This is a genomic window from Kitasatospora sp. NPDC005748 (assembly GCF_040630735.1).
Lineage (GTDB): Bacteria > Actinomycetota > Actinomycetes > Streptomycetales > Streptomycetaceae > Kitasatospora.
The window spans coordinates 40941-54030 of the sequence record NZ_JBEXYD010000037.1 but is presented as its reverse complement, the minus strand read 5'-3'; the positions used below and the strand labels follow the sequence as shown (position 1 = coordinate 54030).

Annotated in this window: 11 protein-coding genes; 3 read left to right on the top strand and 8 right to left on the bottom strand. The window is 75.4% G+C overall.

All coding sequences use genetic code 11. The features are described from left to right. Positions 1–492: 492 nt before the first annotated feature. The 3 genes from ABZ495_RS24480 to ABZ495_RS24470 form a co-directional block, all read right to left on the bottom strand. A complete protein-coding gene (locus ABZ495_RS24480) occupies positions 493–3384 on the bottom strand; it encodes a hypothetical protein (RefSeq protein WP_359838066.1) in 2892 nt (963 codons plus the stop codon). Positions 3385–3565: 181 nt separating this feature from the next. Then, the gene (locus ABZ495_RS24475) at positions 3566–4180 is read right to left on the bottom strand and encodes a dihydrofolate reductase family protein (RefSeq protein ID WP_359838064.1); all 615 of its coding nucleotides are present in this window, start codon (positions 4178–4180) and stop codon (positions 3566–3568) included. A 31-nt stretch (positions 4181–4211) separates the two neighbouring features. Continuing rightward, on the bottom strand, positions 4212–5087 hold the full coding sequence (locus tag ABZ495_RS24470) for a metalloregulator ArsR/SmtB family transcription factor (RefSeq protein ID WP_359838062.1): 876 nt from the start codon (positions 5085–5087) through the stop codon (positions 4212–4214). Positions 5088–5266: 179 nt separating this feature from the next. Here ABZ495_RS24470 and ABZ495_RS24465 point away from each other — a divergent pair, with 179 nt between their 5' ends. Further along, positions 5267–5689, top strand: a complete 423-nt coding sequence (locus ABZ495_RS24465; RefSeq protein WP_329491587.1) for a carboxymuconolactone decarboxylase family protein — start codon at positions 5267–5269, stop codon at positions 5687–5689. Between the two features lie 324 nt (positions 5690–6013). Continuing rightward, positions 6014–6895, top strand: coding sequence for an NAD(P)H-binding protein (locus tag ABZ495_RS24460; RefSeq protein ID WP_359838061.1), 882 nt, complete (start codon positions 6014–6016; stop codon positions 6893–6895). Positions 6896–6952: 57 nt separating this feature from the next. Here the strand turns inward: ABZ495_RS24460 and ABZ495_RS24455 are convergent, their stop codons facing one another. From ABZ495_RS24455 to ABZ495_RS24435, 5 genes are all read right to left on the bottom strand, one after another. After that, the gene (locus ABZ495_RS24455) at positions 6953–7510 is read right to left on the bottom strand and encodes a TetR/AcrR family transcriptional regulator (protein WP_359808595.1); all 558 of its coding nucleotides are present in this window, start codon (positions 7508–7510) and stop codon (positions 6953–6955) included. Between the two features lie 29 nt (positions 7511–7539). Further along, entirely contained in the window at positions 7540–8949 is a 1410-nt protein-coding gene (locus tag ABZ495_RS24450; protein ID WP_359838059.1) for an amidase, read from the bottom strand. Then, entirely contained in the window at positions 8936–9145 is a 210-nt protein-coding gene (locus tag ABZ495_RS24445; protein ID WP_329491583.1) for a hypothetical protein, read from the bottom strand. The genes ABZ495_RS24450 and ABZ495_RS24445 overlap by 14 nt, the downstream gene beginning before the upstream one ends. Before the next feature lie 401 nt (positions 9146–9546). Continuing rightward, entirely contained in the window at positions 9547–10383 is an 837-nt protein-coding gene (locus ABZ495_RS24440; RefSeq protein ID WP_359838057.1) for an NPP1 family protein, read from the bottom strand. Positions 10384–10635: 252 nt separating this feature from the next. Further along, positions 10636–11679: an RIO1 family regulatory kinase/ATPase gene (locus ABZ495_RS24435; RefSeq protein WP_329491580.1), complete on the bottom strand. Its 1044-nt coding sequence runs from the start codon at positions 11677–11679 to the stop codon at positions 10636–10638. 418 nt (positions 11680–12097) lie between these two features. Between ABZ495_RS24435 and ABZ495_RS24430 the strand changes: the two genes are divergently transcribed. Next, a complete protein-coding gene (locus ABZ495_RS24430; protein WP_359838055.1) occupies positions 12098–12907 on the top strand; it encodes an alpha/beta hydrolase in 810 nt (269 codons plus the stop codon). The last annotated feature ends 183 nt before the right edge of the window (positions 12908–13090 follow it).

Sequence of the window (13090 nt, the reverse complement as noted above, 5' to 3'; positions counted from 1 at the left end):
GGCCTCCCTGCGGACGCGGAGCTGGTCGTCGAAGGTCGGGGCATCGTCCTGGCGCCAGGCGCAGCCGCGTGCCGCGAGACGGCCGAGAACCGTCTCATACGTCACGGGGCCGGCGGAGTCGCGCTCGCCGATGGCCAGGGCCGACGGTGCTGTGGGCTCGTCACTTCTCGGGCGGTGCCGTGAAGCCGGGCCGGCGGTCCGGCCTCGATCGGGGGAGCCGCTGCCCGCCTCGGCGTACCGCCCTTCACAGGGGGATTCCCCCGGTCGTCGCCCGACAGCGGCTCCCCGGATCGCGGCTCGGCCTCCTCCTCGGCCGAGCCCCGGAGGGCGCGCGGCGGGCCCGACCGGTGCCGGCGACCGGTCGGCGCCCCGGCAGGACCGGTCCGCTCGGGACGGGTCTACTCAAGGCCGGTCCGCTCGGGACGGGTCTACTCAAGGCCGGTCCGCTCGGGACGGGTCTGCTCAGGGCCGGACGCCCCGAGGCCGGACGGCTCAGGGCCGGTCGCCGAGTCGTAGGTGGGTGGTGAGGTGGCGGCGGCCGCCGGTCAGGGCCTCGGCGACGACCGCGAGGGCAGTCAGCGCGGCGAGCGCAGCGGCCGGGAGGAGCAGGGGCGCCGCCGCGGGGCGCAGCCTGGTCGGCACCGGGGCGCCGACCAGGGTGGACAGGTCGACGGCCGGCCCGAGCACGGCGACGGCGGTCAGCGCGGCCAGGGCGCCGCCGGCCGCGGCCAGCAGGGTCTGCGGCAGCGTCTCGGCGAGGACGAGCGCGAGGCCCTGCCGGGAGCGCAGGCCCATGGTGCGCAGCCGGGCCAGCAGGGCGGCCCGGTCGGGGGCGGCGCGCAGCAGTGTGAGCAGGACGGCGAGCAGGGTGAAGGCGCCCGCGGCGGCCTGGGCCTGGCCGAACAGGCGGCCCGCCGCGTGTTGGAGGGGGTCCTGGGCGAGGTCGGCGGCGACGGCGGCGCTGGTCCGGGTGACGTAGCCGCTGCGCAGCGCGTCGGGGTCGTTGCCGACCACAGCGGTGGCGGCGGTCGGCCCGGGCGGCGGCGGGGCGCCTGGATCGGCGAGGGAGGAGGCCGGCAGCGCGCGGACCAGGCCGGCCAGGGCCGGCTCGTCGATCCGGCCGAGCGCGAACCAGTCGGTGATGCGGGCGAGTTCCGGCAGCACGGCGCTCGCGGCGGGGGTGGGCAGGACGATGAAGGGGCGGGTGGCGCCGGGCAGGGCGGGGGTCGCGTCGACCGTGCCGGCGTGGGCTGTCAGGACTTCGCCGCCGCTGGGCAGTCGCAGCCGGTGGCCGCCGGGGCCGAGGTGGCGGGCGAGGTCGGCGCTGAACAGGGCGGGGACGGTCGGCGCGCCCGGATCCGCCGCGGTCGGCGCGTCGAGCGCCGCCGGGTCGAAGGTGCCCGCCCCGACAGTCCTGGCGATCCGCGCGTAGGCCCGGGGTTCGGCGACCACCAGGGTGACCTGGGTGGCCTCCGGGTCGACACCCGCGCGCACGCCCGGGACCCCCTCCAGCAGGAATGCCTCGCTCTCCAGCCGTACGGCGGTGGCGGCCGTGACCCCCGGCAGAGCTGCGGCGGCCGCGGCGAACCCTGGCGGCAGGGTCATCCCGGCCGGCGCCGCCACCGAGGCGTCCGCCCCGACCACGAGCTTCGCGGCCTGCTCCCGGGCGAGCCCGACGCCCGCCAGCACGCTCGCGCCGAAGCCGGCGGTGGTGACCGCGAGCACGAGGGCCAGGAGCGGCAGGACGGAGTGCCGCGACCGCCGGCCGCCCCGGCCACCGGAGCCCCGGGCGGCGCGGGCCAGGCCCAGGAACGCCACCGTGCCGGAGGAACGGGCGGCCGCCCGGGCCAGGCCGCCCGCGAGGACGGGCAGCAGGCGTGCCAGCAGTAGCGCCGCGGTGAGGGCGATCAGCAGCGGGGCCGACACCAGCAGCAGGTCGGGGCCCGCGTCCGGTGGGGCGACGCCACGGCGCCGGACACCCGACACCGCCGCCACCGTCAGGGCGAGGACGACGAGTTCGGCGATCAGCCGACCCCGGCGCGCGGCCCTGCCGGAGCCGTCGGCCGGCGGCAGCGCGGCCCGGACCGGAACGGCGAGCAGGGCGAGGGCGGTGGTGACCAGCGCGGCGGCCACCGCCGCCGCCCAGCGCGGCGTGGGCCACAGCCAGAGCGCCGACGCGGTGGCCGCGACGGCCGCCGGCAGGACGGTGACCGCGCCCTCCCCGCAGAGCCGCAGCAGGAGCCCGGTGCCGGACCCGCCCCGGGCCCTCAGCAGCCGCAGTTCCGCGCCGCGCCGGTCGGTGGTGAGCGCGGTGGCCAGGGCCAGCACCACCCCCGCGACCCCCGCCACGGCGGCCGGCCCGATCAGGGCCGTCGGCGCGACCGCGGCCTGCCGCGCCACCGCCCGGTCGAGGTGGCCGGGCAGCCGGGACGTCGTAGAGAGGTCGGAGCGGCCGGTGGCGGCGAGCAGTGCGGTGGCCGTCGGCCCGGTGAGGAACGCGGCGACATCGTGCCTGACCCCGGCCAGCCGGTCGGCCCGCAGCACGCCGGTGTCCACCGGGAGCCGCCAGAAGTCACGCGTGTTGCGCCCCCAGCGCCCGAGGGCGCCCAGGTCGTCGCCCCCGATCACCGCGGCGGTGTGCCAGCTCCTGATGTTGGGGTCGCTGAGCGAGCGTTCCAGACAGGCCCGGCCCGTGCACGGCAGGTCGGCCCAGTACGGCTCGGCCGGGTCGGTGACGGTGTAGAGGCCGGTCACCCGCACCCGCTGCGGGGGCACCGAGTCGTCGTCGAGGACCGCACCGAGCCGGATCCCGATCGTCTCCGCCGCACTGCGGGCCACCGCGATCGGGATCGGCTCGCCCTTGCTCCCGCCGGACGGCCAGGCGCCGGCGACCAGGGTGGTGTGCTCGGTGAAGCCGTGGAGGTAGCGCAGGTGCAGGGTCGGCGGGGAGTGCCCGTCCGGGCGGTCCAGGCCGGGGGTGGTCAGCGCGTGGCGCAGCAGGGCCTCGGCGCCGAACACCGGTCCCGACGGCGCCACCGGGAGGCCGGCCCCGGCCCGGGCGACCAGCTGAGCCGCCACCGCCTCCAGCTCCGCCTCCGTCCCGCCGCCCTCCGGGGAGCGAGCGGTGCTGAGCAGGCTCGTCTCCAGCGGGCCCCGGTCGTGCAGGAAGTCCCGCAGCGCCGCGTCCGCGCCGCGGTCCAGCACCCTCGGGATCGCCGCCGCCAGGAACACCAGCACGAAGGCCAGTCCGGCGGTGAGCAGCGCCGCCCAGGGGCCGGTGCGCAGCCTCGTCCGCACCCACCGGGCCGGCCGGTGGGCACCGGAGGTCACCGGGCGGGCGGGACGGGCCGGGCTCGCCGGCCAGGTGGGGTCGGAGCTGGTCACGGGAACCTCCGTCGGGGCAGGACGGCGGTCACCGACGGTCCGTCACGCAGTAGCGGCCGATGGTGCCAGAACAGCGCCCGGGACCGGAAGGTTCCCGGGCGAAGCATGGACCGAAGAGGCACCTCCGGCACGGCCGAACGGGCACTCCGGCCGGCCGCCCCGGAGGAGAGACGCGGCCGGCTCAGCGGATCCGGTCGTAGACGAGGGCCAGCGTGCCGTGCTCCCCCGCGGTCTGGCTGACGAGCGCCCACTCGGCGGCGGGCAGGCCGTCGTCGAACAGGCGCGGTCCGTCGCCGAGGAAGACCGGGAAGACGGTGAGTGCCAGCCGGTCGACCTCGTCGGCCGCCAGCAGTGCCTTGATGACGCTCGCGCTGGAGAGCACCAGGATGTCGCCGCCCCCGGTGGCCCTGAGGCCGGCGACCACCTCGGTGGTCGGCCGGTCGACGACCGTCGTCCGCTCCCACGGCGCCCGGCCGGGGGCGGACTCGCCGAGGGTGCCGGAGAGGACCACCTTGTCGGCGTCGACGAGCCACTTCGCGAAGCCCTCGTCGCGCGGGTCGACGCCCGGCATACCGATGAGGGTGGGCCAGAAGCCGAGGAAACCCTCGGCGTTGACCCGCCCGAGCAGGGCGGTCGTCGCGGGCTCCCAGAGGCCGGTCAGGTGGTCGCGGGCGACGTCGGTGTGGGCGTAGGGCATCACCCAGCTCATGTCCCGGGGGTCGCGCCGGGCGTAGCGGCCGTCGAGGGAGAGGCTCATGTTGGTGACGACCCGGCGGTTTGCGGTCTGCTCGGTCATTGCGTACTCCTCGTGTCGTTGTCGTCAGTGGTCAGTGGCTGTCGTCGGTGGCTGTCGTCGGTGGCTGGCGCCGTCGCCGGTCGTCGTCGGCGGCCGTGAGGGCCGCCGCGAGCTTGTCGAGGCTCTGGCCGAAGCCGGTCTCGATCCCGGCGACGAAGTCCGCCGAGTCGACGGTGCTGTCGGTGATCCGCCAGTGGACGTCGAGCCCGGTGCCCGGGTCCGTGCCGGTCGGCCGGAGGCCTAGCTCGACGTGGGCGGTGAAGGCGGTGCCGCCGCCGGGGAGCAGCGGGGAGAGCCGGTAGGCGAGGCGCTCGCCCGGGCGGACGTCCTCGACGACTCCCTCCGCTCGGCCGGCGACCGGGTCGGAGCCGTCGGTGTCCTCGATGTCGCGGTACTCCTGGACGATCCGGCCGCCCGGGCGGGCCTCGAAGACGAGCTCGGAGACCCGGAGGTCGTCGGGCGTCCACCAGTGGGCGAGCAGGGTGGCTTCGACCAGGTGGCGCCAGACCAGGTCCGGGCGCCCCGGCAGCTCGCGGTGGAACCGGAACGAGCGGCCGTCGGCCCACCCTGCCTCTCCCGCCGCGCGCCGCTCCGCGTGGACGCCGAGGCCGTAGCGCTCGTGGGTCTCGCCCGGGCCGCCGGGCCGCTCCGCGCTGTCGGCGAGCCGGGCGAGCTCGGCCGCCAGCTCCCGCAGGGGGGCGGAACGGAGCGCGTAGACACGCCGCTGGCCGATGCGCTCGGAGGTGACGACACCGGCACGCTCAAGGGCTTGCAGGTGCTTGGTCGTCTGCGGCTGACGCGCCTCGGCGAGCCGGGCGAGCACCCCGACCGGGCGGGGCCGCTCGGCCAGCAGGCTCACGAGGCGCCAGCGCGCCGGATCGGCCAGTGCGGCGAGGAGTGCGTCCATGAGGAGAAGTATTCGCCACAAAGAATATTCGTGTCAAGGAATATCTCCGGACGCACCTGCGCGTGACGGTCGGCCGCATGTCGGAGCCGGGAGCGGGCACGCTCCAGGTCCTACGGTCGGGCGAGGACCGGACACCACGGGCAGGCGCCGAGGCGCCGCCGGGAACGGAGTGTGACCCCATGGACATCCCCCCGAACGCCGCCGAAACCCGCCAGGACCGCTACGACCGCGGCCTGGAGACGCTCACCCGGATCGACGGCGAGGCCGGTCGGCGGGTGGTCGACGCGCTCGCCGACATCAGCCCCGAACTCGCCCACCAGATCGTGGCCTGGGGGTTCGGCGAGATCTACCGGCGCCCCGGGCTGGCGCCGCGCGACCGGCAGTTGGTGACCCTGGGGATGCTCACCGCGCTCGGCGGCTGCGAGTCCCAGCTCGACGTCCACGTCAACGCCTCCCTCAACGTCGGCCTCACCCCCGAGGAGATCGTCGAGGCCCTGCTGCACTCCGCCGGCTACTGCGGCTTCCCCAGGGCCCTCAACGCCACCTTCGTCGCCAAGAAGGTCTTCGCCGAACGCGGCCTCCTGCCGGTCACGGGCGACTGAGGCCGGGCCGCGGCGGGCGGCGGACCGGCCCCGGCGCAGGAGCCCGACCCGCCTGGCCCGCACCGCCGACGGCCTGCGTCACCATGAGCAGAGCGCGAGGGCCGGGAACACCACCCGCACCCGGCCGTGCGTTCGTCCGGGGCTGGTGACACGGTCGCCGACGGTGCCCGGACTCCCCGGTGTCGGCCGGGGGCTCCGGGGAAGGCGGCGACACGCGGCGCCCGTCGAACGCGTCCCCGGCCGCACCGGAGGAAGGATGGGGTGCTTCGGGCCGCCCCAGGTGCCCGGCCCGAGGCCGAGCCGCCCCCGGACGAGAGGAAGCCCATGCAGATCGCCGTCACCACCCCGACCGGCAACGTCGGCCGCCACGTCGTCGCCACGCTGATCCGGGCCGGCGTCCGGCCGCGCGTCCTGCTGCGCGAACCCGGCCGGCTGGCTCCCGAGGTCAGGGGCGAGGTGGACGCCGTGCGGGTCGACCAGTTCGACCCCGAGGCGGTGGCGGCCGCCACCGAGGGCGTCGACGCGCTGTACTGGGTGGACCCGACCACGGGCGGCGAGGACCCGCTCGCCGACTACGCCCGCGCCACCGCCGCCGTGGTCCGTGCCGTCACCGGCAACCGGATCGGCCGGGTGGTCTTCCAGAGCAGTGTCGGCGCCGAGAAGCGGCACGGCGCCGGCGAGATCGACGGCCTGGCGGGGACCGAGACCGCCCTGGACGACCTCGGGGTCGACGTCACCCATCTGAGGTGCGGCTACTTCTTCACCAATCTCGAACTCCAGCTCGACGCCCTCCGGGCGGGCACGCTCCAGGTGGTCCTCCCCCTCGATCAGCCCATGGCCTGGGTGGCACCGCGCGACATCGCCGAGGTGGCCGCCACCCGCCTGCTCTCCCCCGCCTGGTCCGGGCGGTGCGTGCGGGCGGTGCACGGACCGGCGGACCTGACCTGGCGGCAGGTGGCCGGAATCCTCACCGCCGCGACCGGCCGGCGGATCGGCGTCGAGCGGATCACCGACGACGCCATGCGCGCCGGGCTCAGGCGGTCCGGGATGACCGAGGGGCTGGTGGAGGCCGTGCTCGGCATGTCGACCGGCCTCCGTGCGGACTTCACGCCCGAACAGCGCCGCAGCGTCCGGACCACCACGCCGACCACGCTCGCCGCCTGGGCCTACGACCACCTCCGGCACCGGCTCGCCGATGGCTCCTGAGCGCGGCCCGCGCGGGGAGCGGGCGGAGGAACGGCGTGCCGCTCCGGAGCCGGCGCGTCACCCGGCGAGGAGCTCCCCGACGAGTCGGCGGGCGTACCCGGCATCGAGGCCGGCCGGGCGGAAGAGGATGCGGTACATCATCGGGGCCACCACGCGGTCCATCACCGTCTCCACCTCGGGGGCGGCCTCCCCGCGGTCGCCCGCCCGGGCCAGCACGACGTCGACCTGTTCGGCCGCGTAGGCCGAGCACTGGCCGGCGTTGCTGCCGTCCGGGTCGCCGAGCAGGGCGTCGCGGACGTAGGCACGCCCCGACGGGGACGCCATCTCGTCGAGGAACTGCTCGGCCCAGGCCGCCAGGTCGGACCGCAGGTCGCCGTGGTCCGCCGGCTCCGCGTCGGGCCGCAGCCGCTCCACCGCGACGTCCGACAGCAGCTCCTGCAGATCGCCCCAGCGGCGGTACACCGTCGACGGGGTGACGCCCGCCCGCTGGGCGACCAGCGGAACCGTCAGCCCGTCGCGGCCCACCTCGGCGAGGAGTTCACGCACAGCGGTGTGCACCGACGCCTGGACCCGGGCGCTGCGACCGCCGGGGCGCACCATCTGCTTGCGACTCATGGGACCAGCTTAAAGCACAGTCCTTGCGTTTAGGGGGCGCCCACCCCGGTACCGACCGGCGCCGGCACGGGGGCCGGCCGCGACTGCTCGTAGGCGTGACCGACCCGCAGGAGGAGGCGCTCCCCGAGCGGCCGGCCGAGCAGCTGCATCCCGATCGGCAGGCCCGCCGCGTCGCGGCCGACCGGGACGGTCAGCGCCGGCACCCCGGTGATGTTGGCGGGGGCACTGAGGCGCACCAGGGCGTCGGCGACACCCTCGGACGTGCCGTCCGACCAGGTCACCGTCGTCTGGCCGGCCCGCACCGCGGTCGTCGGGACCGTCGGAGCGGCGATCACGTCGACCCCGGCCAGCACACGGGCCCACTCCTCCCGCATCAGGGTCCGGGAGCGCTGCGCTCGCAGGTAGTCCCCGGCGGTCATCAGCTCGCCGGCCTCCAGGAGGACCCGGACGTCCGCCTGGTACAGCTCGGGCACCGTCCGCAGGGTGCGCTCGTGGTACGCGCTGGCCTCCGGCGCCACCAGCCCCCAGAGGGTCGCCCGGATGTAGCGGGCCATCGGGATCCCGACGTCGACGAGCTCCGCGCCGAGGTCCGCCAGGTGCCCGATGGCGCGCCGGACGGCGGTCTCGACCTCCGCGTCGAGGTGGTCGAAGTAGTAGTCGCGCGGCACGCCGACCCGCAGCCCCGTCAGGTCGGTGCCCGGGCCGGGCCGGTGGTCCACGGCGGCGGCGGCCAGCGAGGCGGGGTCGCGCGGGTCGTGACCGGCCATCGCCGTCAGGACGACGGCCGCGTCCTCGACGGTGCGGGTGATCGGACCGACGTGGTCCAGCGACCAGGACAGCGAGGTGACGCCGTGCCGGGGGACGAGGCCGTAGGTCGGCTTGAGGCCGACGACGCCATTGAGCGCGGCCGGCACCCGGATCGAGCCGCCGGTGTCGGTGCCCAGCGCGAAGGCCGCCGCCCCCGAGGCGACGGCGACCGCGGAGCCGCCGCTGGACCCGCCGGCGACCCGGCCGTGGTCCCGGGCGTTGTGGGTCTGCGGGGTGGTCAGGCCGTAGGCGAACTCGTGGGTGTGCGTCTTGCCGAGCAGGATCGCGCCGGCCGCCGTCAGCCGCGCGGCGACCGTGCTGTCGGCCTGCGCGCGGTGGCCCTCGCGGACCCGGGAGCTGGCCGTGGTCGCGGTGCCCGCGACGTCGATCAGGTCCTTGAGACCCATCGGAATGCCGTGCAGCGCCCCCCGGAAGCGGCCGTGCGCCGCTTCGTGCTCGGCCTCGCGCGCCGCACCGCGCGCCTGCTCCGCGAGGACCGAGACATAGGCGTTGAGCTGCGGTTCCACCTGTTCGATGCGGTCGAGCACCGAGCCGACCAGCTCCACGGGAGACAGCCGCCGGGCCCGGATCTCGTCGGCCGCGGCGGCGACGGTGAGCTCATACGGCCGCATCGGACAGCTCCGTTCCCGCGCGGTAGGCGATCGCGGGCGGGGTGTCCCCGAAGTCCAGCTCCCGCAGGACCGCGACGACGGCGTGGAGCTGGTCGGCGGTGGCCGCGACCGGCCCGTGCCGGTCGTCGGGCAGCGGAAGGCCCGCCCGGGCGGCCCAGCGGGCCGCCTCCTGCGGCGTCAGTTCGGCGGCAGACATGGGTGTCCTCTCCTCGTCGGGTCGGGAGCCGCGAAGCACTCCCGACCCAAAAGCTAACAGTTTGCTTTAGCCGAACGTAGGTTCTACGGTCAGCTAAAGCAAATCAATTGCTTTTACGAAGGAGCCCCCTTCCATGCCCGGCCCCCCTCCGACGCACCCGCCCGCCTCCCCCGCCGGGCCACCCCCGGCCGCACGACCTCGTTCGTCCTCCACGGCTCGATCCTGGCCGCCCTGCTGACGGCCTCCAGTGTCCCGACCCCGCTCTACCCGCTCCACCAGGACCGATGGGGCCTCTCCGCACCCGCCGTCACCGTGGTCTTCGGCCCCCACGACCTCCGGGGCTGACACGGCCGGGCCCTGGCACCGTTGGAACCCGAGTACGGTGCCCGGGCCCGGTGACCTCACGCCCAGGGGTTGAAGGGGATGCCGCCGGGCTTGGAGGCGTTGAGCAGGTTGCGGAAGCGGTCGTCCTTGTCGGTGGTCTTGATGGTCGCCGAGCCGAAGTCGGCGTTGTTGAGCCGGTCGCGCAGCCAGGTGCTCGGCCAGCCGTTCCAGTCGACGATGGGCGGCTGGCGCCAGCTGTGGTAGTGGTTCTCCGGCGGCTCGTCGTTGCTGTTGGCCAGCCGGAACAGGTGGGTGAGCGCCGGCAGGCCGTCCTTGTGGTAGACGACCTTGGGGTGGCTGCCGCTGAAGCGCACCGAGGAGCGCGGGTAGGTGGCCTGGCCGCCGTGCTGGGTCACGGTCAGGAACTCGACCTGGTCGGACGACTGCTTGACCCAGGAGATGACGTGCTCCCAGTCGTGGCGGTGGCCGCCCGAGCCGTTGACCGTCTGGTCCTTCTCGAAGTAGCTGGCGTACACGATCGCGCACCAGCCGTTGTTGCACTTGGACCGGGCGTAGGTCTGGGACCGGTCCAGGTCGGACTGGTCGTGGCAGTTGCCGTTGATGGCGCCGGAAGTCTTCAGACCCGGGTTGAGGGTGCCGTCGGGGCCGATGGCCGAGACGGCGTAGCAGCCGTCCACGTCGTAGTCGTAGGCGGGCGAGAACGAAGCCTCGTAGCCGCCGGCGCGCTGCGGCAGATTGGGCAGCGAGTCGGCCTGGGCGGCCGGCCCGGAGAAGGTGAGCAGGAGGACACCGGCGCCGAGGACCGTCCCGATCCGGCCCCGGGTGCGGGTCGCGCGCCCGGTCGCGGAGCCCTGGGCCGTGGTGGCCGGGCCGGTCAGCGAGGAACTGTTCATGTATCCCTGTTTCGTCAGGAGTTGACGGGGGCCGCCCGGCAGCTGCGGGGCGGCGCACATCGAGCATGGCCGTGATCCGCCCGGGGCGGATCCGTCCGATGACTGACGGGATTCGGAAGCCGGCGCCCCCGTGCGGGCGGGGGCGCGGCCTGACCCTCAGTCAAATGACGTAGTCGGGTGCGCGCCGGGAGGGCCCCCGCCCGGGGTGCCGGCGCGCGGCCCGACACCCCGGGAAGGGGCGGGCGGGCCCGCTCACCGCAGGCGCGCGTCGAAGGTCAGCGCCTCGACGAGCTCGCCGACCCGGCGCTCCGGCAGGCCCCGCGACACGAACCAGGCGCCGACGTTGCGCACGTCGCGCTCCAGGAACGAACGGCCGCGCGGATTGGCGACGACGTCCACGATCTGCGGCACATCGATGATCACCAACCGCCCGTCGTGGACCAGGATGTTGTACGCCGAGAGGTCGCCGTGCGCGTAGCCGTCGACGGCGAGCAGCGACAGGTTGCGGCCGAGCTGCTCCCACAGGTCCTCGACGTCCACCTCCTCGGCGCGCAGCTGCGCGAGCCGGGGCGCGGCGGTGCCGCCGGCGTCGCCGACGAACTCCATCAGGATCTCCGTACCCAGGATCTGTACGGGGTACGGGACGGCCACGCCGGCCGACCAGAGCCGGCACAGCGCCGTGAACTCGGCGGCGGCCCACTGGCCGGCGATCGCCTCCTTGCCGAACGCGGTGCGCTTGGCCATGGCCCGGGCGATCCGGGACTCCTTGTGCTGGCGGCCCTCCAGGTAGCCGGAGTCGCGGTGGAACATCCGGTGCTGGGCGTCGCGGTAGCGCTTGGCCGCCATCAGCGTGCGCCGGTCGGTCCCGGGCACGCCGCGCTCCAGGAGGAAGACGTCGGCCTCCTTGCCGGTCTTGACCAGCCCGAGTTCGGTGTCCACGGCCGCGAGTTCGGTCACCACCCAGGCAGGGCGCGGCGCGGGGCCCTTCTCGGTGGGGGTGGACTGGTCCCAGGTGGACCAGCGATCGCCCTCGGCGGGACCGTCGGCGACCGGCGTCGAGCCGTCGTCGTAACTGCCGTCGGGGGTGTCATCGTCGGTGACGTACGCGTCGGCGAAGTCGTCGGCGCTGTCCGCGCCGTGGGTGTCATGCGGGTGGCCCGCGGGCTCGAAGGCCTCGAAGTGGTAGGCCACCTCGGGCTCGAAGTCGCCGTCCCGCTCGGACCGGCGGCCGCGACGGGGTGCGCCCTTGGGGCGGATACGGGAGAAGGAATCGTTGTCGGCAAAGCGCTCACGCACTGCGGTGGCTCCAGAGGAACGGCCCACCGGTGCGCCAGTCGTGAGGCGTCGTCAGCCGGTGGGCGAAAGACGAGAGGAAGAGGCGTCTGGCGCGCACACGAGGGCGCGCCGCATCACGGCGGCAACCATTGGTACGCACCTCCTCTGCTTCTCCACGTCGGTCCTCGTGCCACGGCACGAGAGCGCCGCGGCGACGCCACGGGCGACACCGCGGCGGGAACGGTGAAAGCTTAGCGACTTCCAAGATCGGCGCAACCGAATTCCTTTCGGCCCGGTCCGGTCCGGTCACGGTCCTCATCCCGGTGCCGCACCACGCACCCCCTCGCCGCCCGACATGCCGCGCACGGCCCAAGGTCGCCGACCGGCGGCCGACGGCGCGGAACAATGCCGGAGGTCGTACGAGACTGGAGGTCAAATCATGGACAGCACCGCGCAGTTCCGCGCCTGGGACGTCCGCGAGTCGGGTCCGGCCGACGCCCCGCACCGGGTCCTGCTGCTGCCCGGCGGGCTGTGCGGCGCGGCGTTCTACGAGGACGTGATGGCCGCCCCGCCGCTCGCCGGCGCGCCGGTCCGGCTGGTGGCGGCGACCGTCCCGGGCCACGCCGGGACGGTCGCACCCGCGGACGTGTCGATGGAGAACTACGCGGCGATCACCGGCGCCTTCGCGGCCGACCACGGCTGCACCACCGTGGTCGGCCACAGCATCGGCGCCAACATCGCGCTGGAGATGGTCGCCGGCGGGCACTTCTCCGGGCCGGTGGTGCTGCTCTCCCCGACGTTCTCACGACCGGACGAGTCCAGAGCGCTGGCGATCGCCGCCGCGATCGGCCGGGTCCCCGGGCTCGGCTCGCTGGCCTGGCCGACGATGCTGTGGCTGACGCCGAAGGCGCTGGCCGACAGCATTCCGGAGTCGCGGCGGGAGGCCCTGCTCGCCGACCTCGGCAAGAACTCCGCGTCGTTCTGCCGCCGGGCCATGATCGAGTACTTCGCGTACCTGGACCGGCACGGCCAGCTGGTACCCCGGCTGTGCCGCTCCGGCGCCCGGGCCCTGGTGGTCCGCGGCGACCGGGACGAGGTGGGGCTCACCGACGCCGAACGGGCCGCACTGACGGACTGCCCCACGGTGACCCTGGAAGTGGTCCCCGACAGCGGGCACCTGGTGCTGCTCGAACAGCCCGACGCGGTGGCCCGCCTGATCGCCGGCGCCGTGCTCGGCCCCGCCTCCTGAGCCCGCCACCGCCGGGCGTCAGGGACGCGGGCCCGCCGGTCGTGGTCGGGGGCCGCCCGGCCCGGACGGCGGGCGAGGGGGGACGGCCACCGTCCGGGCGCGGCGGGCGCACCCACCGCGCCCTCTTCTCACCCCGCTCCGCCGGGCCAAACCCCACGCCCGCGGCCTCTTCCGCCCGGCCGC